The organism is Proteus vulgaris, from assembly GCF_016239305.1.
Classification (GTDB): domain Bacteria; phylum Pseudomonadota; class Gammaproteobacteria; order Enterobacterales; family Enterobacteriaceae; genus Proteus; species Proteus vulgaris_C.
Genome location: NZ_JAEHOQ010000004.1, coordinates 111915 through 130210 on the forward strand (window position 1 = coordinate 111915; position 18296 = coordinate 130210).

Genomic DNA, 18296 nt, shown 5'->3' on the forward strand with positions numbered 1-18296 from the left:
CATTGAAATAATTAATGCAAGACGTCGTTATTATTGGCGGCCGGAATGACCAAAACCGCCACTACCACGTTCCGTTGCGGTAAAATCTTCAACAATATTAAATTCAGCTTGAACAACTGGTACGATAACCATTTGAGCAATACGTTCGCCCGGCTCGATGGTGAACGCTTTCTGCCCACGATTCCACACTGATACCATCAGTTGGCCTTGGTAGTCAGAATCAATCAGGCCAACTAAATTACCTAATACAACACCGTGTTTATGACCTAAGCCTGAACGAGGAAGCACCATTGCTGCTAAACCTTCATCGGCAATATGTACAGCGAGACCTGTCGGTAATAATTCAGTTTGCCCCGGTTCAAGTACCAATGGTGCATCAAGGCAAGCACGTAAATCTAAACCAGCAGAGCCTGTTGTGGCATAAGCAGGAAGTGGATATTCCTGACCAATACGAGCATCAAGAATTTTAACATCAATTTTTTTCATCATAGTGTTTGGCTATCTCGTCAAGTAGGCGATGGCTAAGTTGTGCTTTACTACTGTGTGGTAAACGCGTTTCTCCATTAGCCCAAATAAGGTGTAATGCATTATTGTCACTGTTAAAGCCTTGATTTTCTATTGAAACATCATTGGCACAGATTAAATCGAGCTGTTTCTGTTCTCGTTTTTTGCGGGCATATTCTTCCACATTCTGGGTTTCGGCTGCAAATCCAACAACAAAAGGACGGCGCTCAATCATTTTTCCGACACTGGCAACAATATCGGGGTTTTTTACCATAGTGATGGTGACTTCATCACCTTGTTTTTTAATTTTTTCCGTCGCAACAAGTTTAGCGCGATAATCTGCAACGGCTGCACAACCGATAAAAATATCTTGTGAAGGCGCTAGTATCATCACTTGTTCATACATTTCTTGTGCGCTTTCAACGTCAATACGTTTAACACAAGAGGGTGTCGGTAATGTGACAGGCCCTGCGATAAGCGTGACATCCGCTCCACGTAGTGCGGCGGCTTGTGCAATTGCAAAGCCCATTTTTCCAGAGCTATGATTGCTGATAAAACGTACCGGATCTAGGGCTTCACGAGTAGGTCCTGCGGTGATTGTGATTTTTTTACCCGCAAAATCTTGTGGTTGTGAAGCCAGTTGTTTTTCAGCTAATGCGACAAGCTCTAAAGGATCTAGCATTCGCCCTGGGCCCACATCACCACAAGCTTGGCTACCTGAATCAGGTCCCCAAATTAAGCTACCGCGTTGCCCTAAAGCAGATAAATTCTCTTGTGTAATAGTGGCTCGATACATCTGCTGGTTCATTGCAGGGGCAATGGCAATAGGTGCACTACTGGCTAAGCAGAGGGTAGTGAGTAAATCATTAGCTATTCCTGCGCGTAAACGGGCGATAAGATCGGCCGTTGCTGGTGCCAGTAGAATTAAATCAGCCCATTTACCTAATTCAATATGTCCCATAGCTGCTTCTGCTGCGGGATCAAGTAGGTCATCAGCGACAGGGAAGCCAGAAACCGCTTGTAATGATAATGGCGTGACAAAAGCATGTGCTGCGGGTGTCATTACAACACGGACAATAGCACCTTTATCACGTAAACGGCGAACAAGTTCAGGTGCTTTATAGGCCGCAATACCACCACTAATACCGAGAATAATCTTTTTGTTGTGAAGTGTAGTCATGATGAAATGCCTAAGTACATAAATAATTGTCCGCAATTTTACCACAAGGTATCTATGAATTCGGAATTCTATGTAACCTCATGTTTTATTGATTAAATTTTTGTGGGTCATCTCGCACAATTTTGATATGTGTCTTTTTCATACAATATAAGCAGTTTATAGTAAATTGACTGTATAAAACAACAGTTGTTTTATGATTGGCATTTAATGATGTGTAATAAAAAGACAACAATGCAATTAATATAAAGAAAATCAATTACTAACCCTAAAACCTTTACTTAATAAGGAGCCCAAGGATGGAAAATCAATCGGTTAGTGCGCTTTTACCCAGAGAAAAATTATTACTTTATGGCGTAGGATCTCTTTCGGATATTGAATTACTAGCGCTTTTTTTACGTACAGGAACATATGAAAAATCAGTATTAGAGTTGGCGGCTTTTTTACTAAAAGAGTGTGGCTCTCTGTATCATGTTATTAATGCTGATTATGAAACGTTAGGGCGCTTTAAAGGTGTAGGGATCGGTAAATTTACCCAGCTCCAAGCGATTAATGAGATGGCACAACGCTTTTCAACAATGCAATTTATGTATAAAAATGTACTTTCTTCTTCAGAAGATACCAAACATTACTTACAAAAATTACTTCATTGGCGAGATAGAGAAGTGTTTGTAGTGTTATTTCTTGATAATCAAAATCAATTGATTGCTTTTGATGAAATGTTTAAAGGTACGATTAATCGAGTAGAAGTTCATCCCAGAGAAATTGTTCGTCAATCAATAAAAAAGAATGCAACATCCATCATTCTTGCTCATAATCACCCTTCTGGTATTAGCGAACCAAGTCTCGCAGATAAAGAAATAACTGAAAAAATTTTTCTGGCTTGCCAGTTAGTTGGTGTAAAAGTACTCGATCACCTTGTAATAGGGCATGACGACTGCGTTTCTTTTGCAGAACGTGGTTGGTTGTAGCAAATATTTTTGTAATTATTGTCAATCTTTATTTGTACGGGTCTTGAGCGTTGAGGCCATTGGGCGTATACTACGCCACCTTTGAGGATCTTGGGTTTGGCGAGAAGAGCCTATCTCAGCAAGTTTTTTCTGAGGTGTTAACACAGTTTTTCAATCGTTAAAAGTTGCTGAGATGGGCTCCAAAGCCTGACGAGGCGGTCAAACCTGATACTAAAGCTCGAGCTGATTAGATTTTTGGAGAATAGACATGTCCCGAGTCTGCCAAGTTACCGGCAAGCGTCCTGTGAGTGGAAACAACCGCTCTCACGCATTAAACGCGACTAAACGCCGTTTTCTGCCAAACCTGCACTCTCACCGTTTCTGGGTTGAGTCTGAGAAACGTTTCGTAACTCTGCGTGTATCTGCTAAAGGTATGCGTGTGATTGATAAGAAAGGCATCGAATCTGTATTAGCAGATTTACGTGCCCGTGGTGAGAAGTTCTAAGGAGCTGAAAAATGGCTAAAGGTATTCGCGAGAAAATTAAACTCGTCTCTTCTGCTGGTACAGGTCACTTCTATACCACTACGAAGAACAAACGCACTATGCCAGAAAAACTGGAAATGAAAAAATTCGATCCAGTTGTTCGTCAACATGTGCTTTATAAAGAAGCTAAAATTAAATAATTTTAGTTTTCTTAAAAAACCCGACCTTTGTGTCGGGTTTTTTGTTATCTGAGGTTTGCTAAGTATAACAAAGTAAAGCTATTGTGATCTTCGCTCGCTCTTTAGTTATACTGTGGCTCTTTTGAATTCATTGGGTGAATGGATTGCGGATGAGTAAGTCAGTGCTATCAATATTACATACAGAATCATCTTGTGGGTGGGGTGGTCAGGAAATTCGTATACTGACAGAAGCTCAAGGCATGATCCGTAGAGGGCATAAAGTTGCACTTGTGTGTTGCCCCACATCTAAAATTGCTAAAGCAGCACCTGATTATGGTATTGATGTTTTTACATTACCTATTGAAAAAAAACGTGTTTCTGCATTAAAAGCACTTCGTCAGTGGCTGAAATCACATCATCACCAATTTGATGTTATTAATACCCACAGTTCTACCGATGCATGGCTAGTGGCTGTTTCTTGTGCCACATTACGCCATTCACCAGTAGTTATCCGTACTCGACATGTTTCTACAGATGTTTCTCGTTCGCTGCCTACTCGCTGGCTCTATCTTTCATCTAGTGCCCATATCGTGACAACAGGTGAGAAATTACGTCATACACTGCATCAACATAATCAATTTCCGTTAGAAAAAATGACATCAGTACCTACTGGTATTGATTTACAACGCTTTTTTCCACAGGATAAACAGTGTGCCAGAGCGAAAATAGGTATCCCTAATAAACCAACGTTAGGGATAGTGGCGACTATGCGAGTATGGAAAGGGCATAAATATTTAGTCGAAGCATGGAAATCATTACACCAACAGTTTCCTGATTGGCAATTAATTTTTGTCGGTGATGGACCTCAGCGTAAAAATTTAGAACCAATGGTTAAAAACGAGGGATTAGCGCAGAGTATTTTCTTTTTAGGCAATCGCAATGATGTGCCTGATTGTTTAAATGCGATGGATTTATTTGCATTACCTTCTTTTGGTAATGAAGGTGTACCTCAAGGCATTATGCAGGCAATGGCCTGCGGTTTACCTGTTATTTCTACAACGGTAGGCGCTATTAGCGAAGCAGTTATTGATGGTAAAACCGGTTTTACATTGCCACCACAAGAACAAGAAGTACTAACAAACCATTTAGCTAAATTAATGGGCTCAGAACAATTACGTGAACAGATGGGAAAAGACGCGCTTGAACATGCTGTTGCACGATTTAGCTTGGATAATATGCTAGATAAGATGGAAAGGATCTTTATTCAGGCAATTAACGATAAAAATAAATCAGTATGATTAATGTTGATAATAAAGTCGTGAAACGATTATCTCTATTATCAACTTAGTGTATTCATATTATTGATGAATATTTGTAATACTTTTTAGTGTATAGTCTGAGAAGTAAATGTATCATTTAAGCCAAATAAAAAGCATATGGATCCAAATAATATATTGGTTATAGCGATAGCCCGTTTCGGTGATACATTACTTATCACACCGGTTATCCATGCATTAAAACAGCGTTGGCCTAATGCTCATATTCATGTGTTTGCACATAAGCGTAGTGCATGCATTCTTGAGCATAATCCTGATATTGATTGTATTAGACATTTTTCTAAAAAAAGAGCTATTTGGGCAGGCAGGTTACCTCATAAGCCTTATGATTTAGCGCTAGTATATGGCAATGATAGTGAGCTGGTGAGCTATGCTCGTCGTCAATCTCACCATACTGTGACTTTTTCTGATAAGTCGCAACAGCAAACTGATGTGACTTGGGTTGAACGTCCCAAATCGCCGATGGTTGCACAAAAAGAACGTGCCTTATTAATTAATGCGTTAGGGATTTATCCGAGTTGTTGGCAGTTACGTTACTTTATCAGTGATGAAGAAACCAGTTTTGCACAACAGTTTTTAAAAGATAATTCATTAATTAATAAGAATATTATTGGTTTTCAATTACAGAGTTTTCCGGCTAAAGCCTATAGAGATTGGCCTGTGGAGAACTTTCTGCAATTAGCAAAGCAGATAATTTCCCATGACGCGAGTACGTATTTCTTGCTATTAGGTAGTAAGGAAAGTGAACAACTCTCCATTGATTTAGCGAAAAAAATCGGTGAAGAGCGCTGTTTAGCCTTAGCTGGTCGAGTTTCAATGCGACAAAATGCAGCAATTATGGCAAATTTATCGCTTTATGTAGGGGTAGATACAGGGCCTACACATTTAGCAGGGGCTTTAGATATCCCAATGGTGGCGTTATACCATAGCTATCACCCAGGATGCTATTTAGCGCCATTACAACATTCTTGTTGTCAGGTTATCCAACACCCAACCTCGTTGGAAAATGCTCGTCGCGAAGACAATATGGCTGAAATATCAGTTGAAGAAGTGTGGAATGCAGTGCGTAATATCATTGATGGAATGAAGGTGAAAAAGTAATCCATGAAGATCGGTATAATTGATGTCACAATCACCATGTCTTATGGCGGGATCCAAACAGCGGTTTGGGAACTGGCTAAGCAATTACATGATGCTGGACATGAAGTTCATCTTTATGGTGGCAATGGCGATATTCGACACAATCTGGCTGGACGCCAAATACAGGTTCACACTTACCCTTATACCCCAAGAGATAAAGTGATTGATCTTGGTGGGCGTTTTCGTCGTATTGTTGAGCGTTATACTTTTGCGCGACATGCCAAAAAAGAGGTGATCAGCCAACATTTTGATTGGGTGATTTTAACAAAGCCTTTTGATTTTTTTTGGCCCTCAATGATGCCTAAATCATCCTCAACTCGCTTTTGTTATATGAGTGGAGGGACTAGTTTCTTTAAAGGTGATCGCAGGTTAGGTAAAAAGATTTCAGCATGGGTTGCATGTAGCCACTTTAATGCTTGGCAAATCCAACATCATTTTAAGCAGTTTCCAAACGTGATTTATAATGGTGTGGATATTGAAAAGTTTAAACCTATGACTACGTCATTGCGTGAGCAATTAGGAATAAATGAGTCTACTTTTTTACTCTCATTTGCAGGACGGTTAGTGGGTTGGAAAGGCTTGAGTGTCGCAATTGATGCGATAAGCCAATTAAAAGATGAAGATGTTAAGTTGCTGATTATTGGTGCTGGTGATGATCTTGAGCGCTTAAAAAAGAAAGCAATTGCTAAAGGTATTGCAGAGCAAGTTATTTTTCATCAGCCTGTCGAACATAATGTATTACCTGAATTTTATGCAGCAAGTGACGTAGGTATTTTCCCGAGTACAGGAGATGAGGCCTTCGGTATTACGATTGCAGAAGCGATGGCGTGTGCAAAACCTGTCATTGCAAGCCATATCGGGGGTATTCCGGAAGTGGTGGGTAATGAAGGTACCGCTGGGCTTCTCGTTGCACCAGGTAGTGCAGATGAAATTGTGATGGCGATTAATCATCTTCGTGCATTACCGGATAGAGGCAAAAGCATGGGAGAGCAGGCTCGTCTACGTATTGAATCACGTTATACATGGCAACACTCTGCGCAACGTTTATTACAGGCATTGGCGTCATAATTATGAATATTGCCTATCTTGATCCTTATCCAGTGCCTGACTTACGTGTGGCTTCATTACAAATTTTACAAAATGTGGATGCATTCGCTCGAGCAGGCGCCCAAGTGACATTAGTCACACCTAAAGGGCAATATCGGGATAGTGATATATTAGGTCGCTCAATTCACACTAATGCGAATTTAGTTTCTTTAAGGGATATTCGCCGTAAATGGTATTTTCCATTTAATTCACAAAAACTTTTCTCATTACAGATAGCGCGCTGGGTAAAGCAAAATAATGTTGATGCGTTGTTTACCCGTAATTTAAAACTAGCTTGTTATCTTTGTGAAAATTATCCAGAAATTCCTCTCTTTTTTGAAAGCCATGAAATTTTCGCTCAATCTTTTGCAGAGTCTCATTCATTTGAGAAAAAAAAGAATCGTGCTAAATATCATAAGCTATTAAAAATGGAGAAGTTGGTTTATAGCCGAGCGACGGGTATTTTTGTTCTTACTTCATTGTTAAGAGATGATATTGTTTCGCAGTATCAAGTGATTACGCCAATAACCGTGGTTCCTGATGGCGTTGATTTACATGCTGTGGCTGATTATCAGGCCAAACCGTTAATTTCTGAGAAAAACTTTACTGAGGTGTTGTATTTAGGGAGCTTGCATAAATGGAAAGGCATTCCAACCATGATGCGAGCAATGAAATACCTTGATAATGCAAGGCTTAATATCGCTGGAGGAACACCGGAGCAGATTGAAGGATTAACTTTATTAGCTCAAGAAATGGATGTAAAAGATAAAGTGAATTTCTTGGGGTTTATTGATCCCAAAAAACGCTTTGAAGCAATTGGTCAACACGATATCTGTGTACTTCCGCTTACGTTAACTAGCATTGGAAGTCGTTACACTTCACCGCTTAAGTTATTTGAATATATGGCGATGGAAAAACCTGTGGTAATTTCAGATTTTCCTTCAATTCGTGATGTTGTAGATGAGAAAGCGGTGAGTTTTGCCGATAGTGGTGATGCGCAGAGTTTTGCAAAACAGATAATACAGTTAAGAGAAAACCCGCAACGAGCTAAAGAAAAAACAACTCATGCCCGCTCTCTGGTTGAAAACTATTACAACTGGGATAAGCGGGCAGAGACGATATTAAAAAAAATAGAGAAGTTAATTAAGTAACCTATTGTTATTTATCTGATGGTGTGACTGATTGATTATTAAGTAAAGCATGACGCAATGCCAACATTAGTCCCACCAAAATACCTACCTGATTGATATAGGCATTTTCAAATAATCCTCGTAATACATAAACGCCTAAGAAAGACATTAGTAATACCAAGGCGGCTTGGCGAATAATCCCGTGATTTTTTCTTATTAGTTGGATACCTTGGGCAATAATCGAAGAGCAGAAATAAAGAATACCCAATAGCCCTAAAATACCACCAGCAAACCAGAAAGCTAAAAAGATATTATGAGGGCCGATGGATTTTTTAAATTTCCAATTTGGATAGTCTTTAACTCGTTCATTATAGACGTTATGGTAAAGTTGATTACCATAACCATAGCCTTTTATCGGTTGTTCTAAAATAAGGTCTAAAGCTGAGCCTTGAGTGCCGTTATCAAATCGATTTCCACTATTTATATTGGTTAATTTATACTGAAATTTTTTACTAAAAATTTGGTTAGTGAGTATTTGTGTTGTATTAACATATAAAAGAGCACAAGAGATTAAACCGATTAAAATTAAGAGCCATTGGCGATTAATAACTAAGATAAGTAATGTACTAATTGCTATTGCTACCCATGCACCACGAGCTAATGTTCCTAACGTTATAAAAATAAAAGATAAACTAATGGCGACTAATAATAACCAAGTAATAATTGAGTTTTGTTTTTTTAAAGCCCACAAAGCCAATATAATAGGAAAGAAAAAAAGAAGAGCATAGGAAACTTCTCTATGAATTAACTGGCTTGTTGTTGTAAATGGCCAAATACCTCTCTGATACTCCAAATAATATTGCACTAACTCTTTAACCATAATCACCAGCAACCCAACCGCAAAAGCTACCATCACCATCTTGGCTATATCAGCAGGTTTCTCTTTATACAATACAATCGGAAAGGTAACGGCAAAAAGCAGTAATCCATTTAAAATGGGTTTATTAATTTCTTTTATACTGATGCTGGGCTCGACAGAAATTACAATGGAATAGCCAATCACCAACAATAAAAACAGTAGTGAAAATGACAGATTATTTTTAAATATTTTACAGATAGCCTTAAAATCACGTATCAGATACCACAATGCTGTTGCACCGATTAATCCCATTACAATGTTTTTATAACGGGTGATATCTGGTAAGTAGATCAATATAATGTAAAGCCCGATAATGGATAAATTCCAAAGGGATTTTTTACTACAGTCTTTAAACACCATCATAATAATCTGCTATCGTCCTTTATGCTTTTATGGAAGCTGATCATACAATAAAAATGATGTTATCGCTGTATCTCTTATCTGATAATCATGGAGTCACCTGTGCCTGAATTGCCAGAAGTCGAAACCAGTCGCCGAGGCATTGAACCTCACCTTGTGGGTAATGTGTTGCACTATGCTATTGTGCGTAATAGTAAATTACGCTGGCCAGTCTCTGAAAAAATAAAAACCTTACTGGATGAACCTATTTTAAGTGTGAAGCGTCGTGCTAAGTACTTGCTAATAGAACTTAATACCGGGTGGATCATAATCCATTTGGGGATGTCAGGGAGTGTGCGTATTTTATTAGAGGAACAGCCTGAGGAAAAACACGATCATATCGATTTAATTTTTCGTGATGGCAAAGTATTGCGTTATACCGATCCACGACGCTTTGGTGCTTGGTTATGGTGTGAAGATTTGGCAACCAGCTCAGTATTAGCCCATTTAGGGCCAGAGCCGCTTTCTGATGAATTTAATGCCGAATATTTATATCAACAGTCAAAAAACAAAAAAACAGCTATTAAACCGTGGTTAATGGATAATAAATTAGTGGTGGGTGTCGGCAATATTTATGCTAACGAAGCACTATTTTCATCGGGTATTATGCCAGATAGAAAAGCCAATAGCTTAACACAAGAAGAGTGTGAGGTTCTTGTTACGGCGATCAAACGGGTGTTAACGCGCTCAATAGAGCAAGGTGGGACGACACTTAAAGATTTTCTGCAGTCTGATGGTAAGCCCGGTTATTTTGCACAAGAGCTCTTTGTTTATGGGCGTAAAGACAAACCTTGTTTAATTTGTGGGCAACAGATTGAAAGTATAAAGCAAGGGCAACGTAGCACATTTTTCTGCCGACATTGCCAACATGGTGACAACGAGCGTTAAATTTTGCCGAGTTTTTTTAGCATTGCGGTGGTGACAACTTCAGGTAAAAAGGTAGAAACATCACCATCGTGGCGTGCCACATCTTTAATTAAAGATGAAGAGACAAAAGAAAGGTTTTGAGATGGCAGTAAAAATACGCTATCAAGATCAGGTGCAAAGTGACGGTTCATATTCGCCAGTTGCCATTCATATTCAAAGTCAGAAACGCTACGAACACCGCGAATTAAAATCGTCGCTTGTTGCTGTTTAGCAAAATTGGCCATTAACTCACTAAAACCCACTACTTCAACATTGGGTAAATGACTCGTAACTTCTCTAGCTAAATTGACGCGTTCTTCTAAGGTAAACATCGGATTTTTACGGGCGCTATCAGCAATAGCTAATAAAACTGTATCAAACATACCCGCTGCGCGGGTTAAAATATCGATATGACCATAAGTGATGGGATCGAATGTTCCGGGGTAGATAGCTTTATTTTTCATGATCGATTGTCTTCTGGCTGAGTTCCCATAAAGAGGCATATTTATTAAAGGTATACTGTGCATTAACAAATGCCAATATCAAACCTTGCTTTCCATCTAAAAAACCCATTCTTAACAACCAAGTCTTAAAAAAAGCACCTAATGTATGACTTAAAATTGAACTAAAACTAGTTTTTTTACCTTGTTGGTGACGCTCTTTTGCCCATTCGGTGGCATATTTTAACTGTTTTTGCTGAAACTCCATTAAATCACGGCAAGTTAGATGCAGAAGATCACCTTGCAATGTTTTGACTGTTGCGCCTTGAGTTTCTAACGATTCATGAACCAAATTATTGTTATATTGATAATGTTCACGAGCATATAAACGTGTGACTTTATCGGGATACCAACCGCTGTGTTTCATAAACCGTCCCATAAACAAGTTACGGCGAGCACAGTTATAAACCACATTTTCTTCAGGTTGTTGCAGTATCTCGAGGATACTAGTTTTGAGTTCAGGTGTGATACGTTCATCACTATCGATCATAAAAATATAATCGCCTGTGGCATATTGCTGCGCCAATTGGCGCTGTTTACCAAATCCTGGCCACTCACTGTTGACAAAGACTTTCGCCCCTTTTTCTATTGCAATACGACAGGTGTCATCTTGACTCCCCGAATCTAACACAATGATTTCATCAGCCCACTGCACGGAGTCTAAGCATTCACCAATGATATCAGCAGCATTTTTGCTGATCATCACGACAGAAAGGCGCTTACTCAGGCTCATCAGTGACTCCGAGGGGGAAGATAGGGTGAAAGTAAGGTGAGTAAACGCAGTAATGCTCCTTGATTTTCATAAAGCACTTCAACAGCATGGCGACCATAGTAACGGCGGTAATCTTCATCATTAAGCAGTGAGGCGATCGCGGTTGCCATTGATTGACTGTCCGTGACAGTAATTAATCCTTCAGCTTGGTCAAGCTTGGCACAGATATTTTTAAAATTAAAAGTATGAGGTCCCATAATGACGGGAATAGCATGCGCTGCGGCCTCTAAAGGATTATGACCACCTCGCTCGACTAAACTCCCCCCCACAAAAGCCAGATCTGCAATGCCATAGAGCAACATCAGTTCACCCATAGTGTCGCCAATGACGACTTGAGTCTGTGCATCAGGAACAGCATCAGTACTACGTAATGTGTACTTTAATCCCGCTTCGCGTGTTAATTGTTCAGCTTTAGGAAAACGTTCAGGATGTCGAGGAACTAAGATTAACAAAAGTTGTGGAAATTGTGTCAGAAGCTTTTTATGGGTCTCTAAAATAATGGTTTCTTCACCTTCATGGGTACTCGTTGCAATCCAAACAGGGCGGTGAGCTGCCCATTGGCGACGTAAAGCAACGGCTCTTGCGGCTAATTCAGGGGTGACAGAAATATCAAATTTTAGGCTACCTGTAACATGCAAATGTGAACGTTTAAGCCCTAATTCAATAAAACGCTCACCATCTTCTTGGTTTTGAGCAGCGATTAAGGTGATTTTTTGGAGCATCGTTTTGACAAAACTACCTAATTTTTGATAACCGGCAGCTGAGCGTTCTGATAAACGTGCATTGGCAATAATCAACGGAATTTTTCGTTGATGCAGTTTTGAAATCAGGTTAGGCCACAATTCGGTTTCCATAATGATAACCAATTTCGGATCGACCGTTTTAAGAAAACGATTAACTGAACCAGGTAAATCATAAGGAAGATAGACATGGTAAACATCATCACCAAACGCAGAACGCACACGTTCTGAACCTGTCGGAGTCATAGTAGTGACTGTTATAGGTAAATCAGGATAGTGATGGCGAAGGGCGCGAACAAGCGGCACTGCGGCGAGAGTCTCACCCACAGAGACGGAATGTAATAATATCCCTTGAGGCACGACTTTGCCTTTGCAAAAGCCATAGCGCTCTCCCCACCGTTTTCGATAGGCGGGTGCTTTACGGCTACGTAATAAAAGACGCAACCAAATCAGAGGTTGAATAAGGTAAAGAAGTACCTGATATAAACGCAACAACATGCTATCAAATTCACTTATCTGGACGAACGCTTATAGTATCACACTGTGTAGTAGAAAGTGTGTAAAAACAAACGTTGTGGCGATAAACAACGCGGTATAATGCTTTTTTATTAATTTTAACAGGCTTTATTCAGGAAACTTGATAGAATTTTTTTTATAATCAAATCACATTGCTAATTATTCAAGTACATTTGGAATGTTATGAGTGAAAAAATGAAGTTAATACAAAGGGTTCTTATTATTAAGTTACGACATCATGGTGATACTTTGTTGATTACCCCTGTTATTAATACATTAAAAGCTAATTTTCCAAATGCTGAAGTTGATATATTAATCAATAAAGAAACGATGCCAATGATTGAGCACTTTTCTTCTATTCATCATATCTTTGTACTAGACAAAGCATGGAAAAATGAAGGGAAGCTAGCAAGGTTACGTCATGAATGGAAGTTAATAACCGATTTAAGAAATCAACAATATGATGTTGTTATAAACTTAGCCGATCAATGGAATAGCGCAATAATAACGCGTTTTACGGGGGCTAAAATTCGTGTTGGATATGATATTTATAAACGTCAAAGCCCTATCTGGAAAAAATGTTTTACGCATTTGATCCCGCTAGGCTCTGTAGATAACAAACATATTGTTGAGCAAAATTTAGCGCTCTTGCAACCATTACAGTTGCCTAAAATAGATACTCAAGTATCAATGGCATATAGTCATCAAGATAAACATATCGTTACCGAAAAATTAAAAACGCATAAAGTATTGGGTAGTTATATTGTTATTCAACCTACATCTCGATGGTTTTTTAAATGTTGGGATGAAAGTAAATGGTCGAAATTAATTGATGCTTTAGAACAAGAAGGAAATCAAATTGTTTTAACATCAGGTCCCGATCCAAGAGAGCAAGAGATGGTTGAAACTATAATTAAAGGGTGTACTTCAAACAGTGTGGTTTCATTATCAGGACAACTCTCTTTACCTCAACTTGCTACGTTAATTGATCATGCTCGTTTATTTATTGGGGTTGATTCTGTTCCCATGCATATGGCCGCAGCACTTAAAACTCCTCTTATTGCACTCTTTGGGCCATCAAAATTATTTCATTGGTCACCATGGGAACATATTGGTGAAGTGTTATGGGCGGGAAATTATGGTGAACTCCCTGATCCTGATGATGTCAATACCAACACACAAACGCGTTATCTTAGTTTAATACCTGTCGAAGATGTACTGAATGCCGTAAGGGGACAACTAAAATGAATTCATTCCGATTGGCTATAGTGCGTCAAAAATACCGACCTGATGGGGGGGCAGAACGATTTGTTTCTCGAGCACTTGAGGCATTAGATAATCAAGCCGTAGAACTTAATGTGATCACGCGTTCATGGATTGGAGCCGTACAACCTCAGTGGCATATTCATATTGTCAACCCAATGAAATGGGGGCGAATTAGCCGTGAAAAAGGCTTTGCTCGAGTAGCAAGACAATGTTGGCAAAAAGAAAAGTTCGATTTAGTGCAAAGTCATGAACGTATTGCAGGATGCGATATTTATCGTGCAGGAGATGGTGTTCATCACCGCTGGTTATCACAACGTTCGCGTGTTTTAAGCCCATTACGTAGTCAATTATTGCTTAATAGTTGTTATCACCGCTATGTAATGAAGGTTGAAGAAGAGATGTATCATTCACCAGAACTAAAACGCGTTATATGTAATTCAGAGATGGTAAAACGTGAAGTGATGGAAGACTTTGGAGTTGAAAGTGAGCGCATTAGCGTAATTTATAATGCGATTGATAATCAGCGATTTTTTCCAGCAACAACACTTTATCGTGAGCAATTACGCCAGCAATACCATATTCCTGTTGAAGCAAAATGTTTTATTTATGTGGGCTCTGGGTTTGAACGTAAAGGCTTAAAAGCGGCCATAGAAGCAATCAGTTGTACAAGTGCACATTTGATTGTGGTTGGACAAGATAAAGAGCAGAAAAAATATCAGCAACTTGCTCATCAATTAAAAAGTCATGATCGAGTTCATTTTTTAGGTGTGCAAAAAGACACCTTACCTTTATATCAAATGGCAGATGGTTTATTGTTACCCACTTTATATGATCCTTTTCCTAATGTTGTTTTAGAAGCAATGGCATGTGGTTTACCAGTGATCACTAGTTATACTTGCGGTGGCTCTGAATTTATTGAGCAAGGTGTTAATGGTTTTGTCACTGATGCACTAGATATTTCGGCAATGGTAAGTGCAATAGAAACAATTTCTGCCGATAATCTTGATAATAGAATGTCTAAAGCTGCCCGAAATAAGATATTGCCTTATACGCCAGAGCATTTATCTCAACAACTGATTGGGCTTTACCAAAAGGTTCTTAGTTTATGAAGGAACATATCCTTTTTATTATTGATGGATTACCTGGTGGTGGTGCTGAAAATGTCACTATCAGGCTATGTCATGGTTTAAGCCAGCGTGGTTATACCGTTACGTTACTCTCTTTAGCCGAAAAATGTGATTATTCTATTCCCGCTAATATTGAGTTATTGATTGATGCAGATAGTTACCGTGGGTTATTTCATCGACAAACTGAACTGAAACGTCGAGCAAAATCAATGGATAATACGCTAAAATCGTTATTTTCACGTAAAGGTATTCCATCACTTGTTGTTTCGAATTTGCATAAGACAGATAGGATAGTCGCTTTATCTAAAGAGTTGGCAGATAAAAATACGTGGTATTGCATTCATGGTATATTTTCCCAATCTTATTTAGGTAATAAAACCGGTTTTTCTCGTTGGTTAAAACAAAAGAAGATCCAAAAAGTATATCAAGGGAAAAATATTATTACGGTTTCCAATGCGGCAGGACAGGATTTGATCCAAAATGTGGGGGTATCACCACAACAATTAAAAACAATTTATAATCCGTTTGATATTCAAGAAATTAGAAATCTAGCTTTAGAAAGTAATTCGTATCAGGGGCAAGATTATTTACTGCATATTGGTCGTTTTCATGAAGTTAAACGACATGACAGATTATTAGAAGCATTTGCGTTAGCGGATTTACCTTGTAAATTATTTATTGCAGGACAAGGCTCTTCTGAAGTGACAACTAAAATTAAAAATAAAATAGTAGAGCTTAATTTAGAAGATAAAGTGAGTTTAATTGGTTTTTTAGCAAACCCATTTGCTGTTATTAATGATGCAAAAGCGGTTGTTTTGAGCTCTGATAGCGAGGGTTTAGGCAATGTGTTAGTTGAATCTTTAATTTGTAATACACCGATTGTGAGTACCAATTGTCCAGGTGGTATTGGTGAAATTATGGAAGGTGAGCTTGCTAATTATAAAGCAGAGCTAAATGCAGCATCGTTAGCCGAAAAGATGCGATTGGTTTATTTTACGCCACCTGAAATTACACCAGAAATGTACCAAAAATTTGATATTGATGAAGTGATTGATCAGTACATATCACTTATTAAGTCATAAAGTTATTTATTTCTAAAGAAGGCGTAAGGTATTTCAATGACTAAACCAGCATTTATTATCACATTAGATACTGAAGGTGATAATCTTTGGGAAAATAAGGGTGGGATCACCACTCAAAATACGCACTTTCTTCCTCGTTTTCAGCAACTTTGTGAACGTTTTCATTTTAAACCTGTTTGGCTAACAAATTATGAAATGGTAATGGATGATGCCTATATCGAGTTTGCTCGTGATGTTATTGCACGTAATACGGGTGAAATTGGTATGCACTTACATGCTTGGAATAGCCCACCATTAACGCCTTTAACGGATGATGATTTACGTTATCAGCCTTATTTAATTGAATATCCCAAAGATCAAATGCGAGAAAAAATCGCATTAATGACTGAATTACTTGAAGAGAAACTGCAAACCAAAATGTTAAGCCACCGTGCGGGTCGCTGGGCATTTAATGAGATTTATGCGCAACTCTTGGTTGAATTTGGTTATCAAGTCGATTGCTCTGTTACGCCTAAAGTAGATTGGCGTTTTACTAAAGGCGATCCTGCACAAGTGGGTGGAACAAATTACACCCATTTTCCAAGCCATGCTTATTTTATGGATCTAGAAGATATCACTAAACCAGGTAATTCATCGTTGCTAGAAGTGCCAATGAGTATTCAATATAAGCACTCGCCTTTAATGAATAAATTTAAGCAAGGCTACGATAAGTTAAGAGGTAAGCAACGAGCCCCTTCAGTAAATTGGCTTCGCCCTAAAGGCGAAAATGCCCAACAGATGATTGATGTTGCTGAAAAATCGTTAGCTCAAGGTCATGACCATATTGAGTTTATGTTGCACTCGTCTGAATTTATGCAGGGTGGTAGCCCAACGTTCCGAACAGAAAAAGATATTGAAGGGCTTTATGATGATTTAGAAACGTTATTTAGTTTTCTATTGGATAAAGTGCAGGGAATGACGTTGGCTGAGTATTATCAAAGTAAGATGCAGGCAAAATAAGATGAAGTTAAAGAAATTAAAATGGGTACATAATTTCCTAATTATCTATAACCTACTTTTAGGAAAGATGAAAAAAACGGATACATTTTCATCAGATATTCAATTTAACAGTATTCTTATTTTCTCTACAACAGCGTTGGGGGATTTTATGTTTAATACTCCCGCGATAAGAGCTATTCGTGCACATTATCCTGATGCACATATCACATTGGTTTCCAGCGAAAAAAATAGATTATTAGTTGAAAAATATGATCAAATAGACAGTGTGGTTTACTGGGATAATAAAATTAGAAATCTACTTCCTATCGCACTACAGGCAAAAAAATATAAACCTGAATTAGCGGTTATATTGCATTCACATCTTCCTTATGATGTGTTATTTGCCGTAATGGCGGGTTGCCAGTATATCTTACGTAATACCTTTCATATTATCCCAAAATGGTTTCAAAAATGGATTATTGCAGAGCATCAGCCCCCTAATTGCCATATTATCCAAAGTAAACTTAATATTATTCATTATTTAGGAATAGATAGTGCTGATACAAGAATGGAAATTCCTTGTAAAATAGAACAATTAGATAAAGGAAATTATCATATTGTTGGATTTCAAATGGGGGCATCAACGCAAGAACGTAGATGGCCTGTTAAATACTTTGTTGAATTAGCGCAGAAGCTTATTGATAGTAAACCAACAATACAAATTAAATTAATAGGATCTCCGCGAGAACTAGAATTACCTGAAGAATTTTTTGTATTGTTGCCAGAAAAATATCATAGCAATATTGAAAATTTAGTCGGTAAAACTTTATTGCCTGATTTGTTAAGTCAGATAAAAATAATGGATGTATTAGTCACTGGGGATACAGGACCTCTGCATTTAGCAATAGCGTTACAAATACCTACAATTAGTCTATTTGTAACTGCTGATCCAAAATGGACAGGGCCTTATCAAGATCCTGATTTACATAAAGTGATTGATAAATATTTACCAATAAATAGCACTGAAAAAGATATAATGGCTGCTATTAAAGTGGATGAAGTATTATACGCATTAAATGAAAAGATAAGGAAATGATCCCTTAT

General features: G+C 38.3%; 19 protein-coding genes. 13 read left to right on the forward strand and 6 right to left on the reverse strand.

All coding sequences use genetic code 11. The features are described 5' to 3' along the window. Window positions 1–30: 30 nt before the first annotated feature. Together dut and coaBC are read right to left on the reverse strand one after the other, a co-directional pair. Window positions 31–489 (reverse strand): dUTP diphosphatase, encoded by a 459-nt coding sequence (dut, locus tag JEP40_RS04190; protein WP_109409849.1) that lies wholly within the window; start codon window positions 487–489, stop codon window positions 31–33. Continuing rightward, window positions 473–1684 (reverse strand): bifunctional phosphopantothenoylcysteine decarboxylase/phosphopantothenate--cysteine ligase CoaBC, encoded by a 1212-nt coding sequence (gene coaBC, locus JEP40_RS04195; RefSeq protein WP_198622595.1) that lies wholly within the window; start codon window positions 1682–1684, stop codon window positions 473–475. Before coaBC ends, dut begins: the two co-directional genes overlap by 17 nt. Before the next feature lie 296 nt (window positions 1685–1980). On the opposite strand from coaBC, the gene radC reads away from it, so the two are divergent. The 7 genes from radC to JEP40_RS04230 all read left to right on the forward strand — a co-directional run bounded on the left by radC (window position 1981) and on the right by JEP40_RS04230 (window position 8008). Next, window positions 1981–2652, forward strand: a complete 672-nt coding sequence (gene radC, locus JEP40_RS04200) for a RadC family protein (protein ID WP_198622596.1) — start codon at window positions 1981–1983, stop codon at window positions 2650–2652. Window positions 2653–2899: 247 nt separating this feature from the next. Beyond that, the gene (gene rpmB / locus JEP40_RS04205) at window positions 2900–3136 is read left to right on the forward strand and encodes a 50S ribosomal protein L28 (protein WP_036914542.1); all 237 of its coding nucleotides are present in this window, start codon (window positions 2900–2902) and stop codon (window positions 3134–3136) included. 11 nt (window positions 3137–3147) lie between these two features. Then, complete coding sequence (gene rpmG, locus JEP40_RS04210; RefSeq protein ID WP_006534250.1) at window positions 3148–3315, forward strand: 50S ribosomal protein L33; 168 nt, start codon at window positions 3148–3150, stop codon at window positions 3313–3315. A gap of 149 nt (window positions 3316–3464) precedes the next feature. Next, window positions 3465–4592: a glycosyltransferase family 4 protein gene (locus JEP40_RS04215; RefSeq protein WP_198622597.1), complete on the forward strand. Its 1128-nt coding sequence runs from the start codon at window positions 3465–3467 to the stop codon at window positions 4590–4592. A gap of 138 nt (window positions 4593–4730) precedes the next feature. Continuing rightward, window positions 4731–5732, forward strand: coding sequence for a glycosyltransferase family 9 protein (locus JEP40_RS04220; RefSeq protein WP_198622598.1), 1002 nt, complete (start codon window positions 4731–4733; stop codon window positions 5730–5732). A gap of 3 nt (window positions 5733–5735) precedes the next feature. Further along, on the forward strand, window positions 5736–6839 hold the full coding sequence (locus JEP40_RS04225) for a glycosyltransferase family 4 protein (RefSeq protein WP_198622599.1): 1104 nt from the start codon (window positions 5736–5738) through the stop codon (window positions 6837–6839). After that, window positions 6839–8008: a glycosyltransferase family 4 protein gene (locus tag JEP40_RS04230; protein WP_198622665.1), complete on the forward strand. Its 1170-nt coding sequence runs from the start codon at window positions 6839–6841 to the stop codon at window positions 8006–8008. Before JEP40_RS04225 ends, JEP40_RS04230 begins: the two co-directional genes overlap by 1 nt. A gap of 7 nt (window positions 8009–8015) precedes the next feature. Here the strand turns inward: JEP40_RS04230 and rfaL are convergent, their stop codons facing one another. Continuing rightward, window positions 8016–9269: an O-antigen ligase RfaL gene (rfaL, locus tag JEP40_RS04235; RefSeq protein WP_198622600.1), complete on the reverse strand. Its 1254-nt coding sequence runs from the start codon at window positions 9267–9269 to the stop codon at window positions 8016–8018. 99 nt (window positions 9270–9368) lie between these two features. Between rfaL and mutM the strand changes: the two genes are divergently transcribed. After that, on the forward strand, window positions 9369–10193 hold the full coding sequence (gene mutM / locus JEP40_RS04240; RefSeq protein WP_198622601.1) for a bifunctional DNA-formamidopyrimidine glycosylase/DNA-(apurinic or apyrimidinic site) lyase: 825 nt from the start codon (window positions 9369–9371) through the stop codon (window positions 10191–10193). Here the strand turns inward: mutM and coaD are convergent. From coaD to waaA, 3 genes are read right to left on the reverse strand one after another with little or no spacing between them, the layout of a single operon-like run. Continuing rightward, window positions 10190–10675: a pantetheine-phosphate adenylyltransferase gene (gene coaD / locus JEP40_RS04245; RefSeq protein ID WP_109419621.1), complete on the reverse strand. Its 486-nt coding sequence runs from the start codon at window positions 10673–10675 to the stop codon at window positions 10190–10192. The two genes, mutM and coaD, sit on opposite strands and share 4 nt — an antisense overlap. After that, entirely contained in the window at window positions 10665–11444 is a 780-nt protein-coding gene (locus JEP40_RS04250; protein ID WP_198622602.1) for a glycosyltransferase family 2 protein, read from the reverse strand. Before JEP40_RS04250 ends, coaD begins: the two co-directional genes overlap by 11 nt. Further along, window positions 11444–12721: a lipid IV(A) 3-deoxy-D-manno-octulosonic acid transferase gene (gene waaA, locus JEP40_RS04255; protein ID WP_198622603.1), complete on the reverse strand. Its 1278-nt coding sequence runs from the start codon at window positions 12719–12721 to the stop codon at window positions 11444–11446. Before waaA ends, JEP40_RS04250 begins: the two co-directional genes overlap by 1 nt. Window positions 12722–12922: 201 nt before the next feature. Between waaA and rfaQ the strand changes: the two genes are divergently transcribed. From rfaQ to JEP40_RS04280, 5 genes are all read left to right on the forward strand, one after another. After that, window positions 12923–13987 carry a putative lipopolysaccharide heptosyltransferase III gene (gene rfaQ, locus JEP40_RS04260; protein ID WP_198622604.1) on the forward strand — a complete coding sequence of 355 codons (1065 nt, stop codon included), beginning with the start codon at window positions 12923–12925 and terminating at the stop codon, window positions 13985–13987. Continuing rightward, a complete protein-coding gene (locus JEP40_RS04265; RefSeq protein WP_198622605.1) occupies window positions 13984–15114 on the forward strand; it encodes a glycosyltransferase family 4 protein in 1131 nt (376 codons plus the stop codon). Before rfaQ ends, JEP40_RS04265 begins: the two co-directional genes overlap by 4 nt. Next, entirely contained in the window at window positions 15111–16214 is a 1104-nt protein-coding gene (locus JEP40_RS04270; RefSeq protein WP_198622606.1) for a glycosyltransferase, read from the forward strand. The genes JEP40_RS04265 and JEP40_RS04270 overlap by 4 nt, the downstream gene beginning before the upstream one ends. 36 nt (window positions 16215–16250) lie before the next feature. After that, entirely contained in the window at window positions 16251–17213 is a 963-nt protein-coding gene (locus JEP40_RS04275) for a polysaccharide deacetylase family protein (protein WP_198622607.1), read from the forward strand. 67 nt (window positions 17214–17280) lie between these two features. After that, the gene (locus tag JEP40_RS04280; protein WP_232799144.1) at window positions 17281–18288 is read left to right on the forward strand and encodes a glycosyltransferase family 9 protein; all 1008 of its coding nucleotides are present in this window, start codon (window positions 17281–17283) and stop codon (window positions 18286–18288) included. Window positions 18289–18296: the final 8 nt, after the last annotated feature.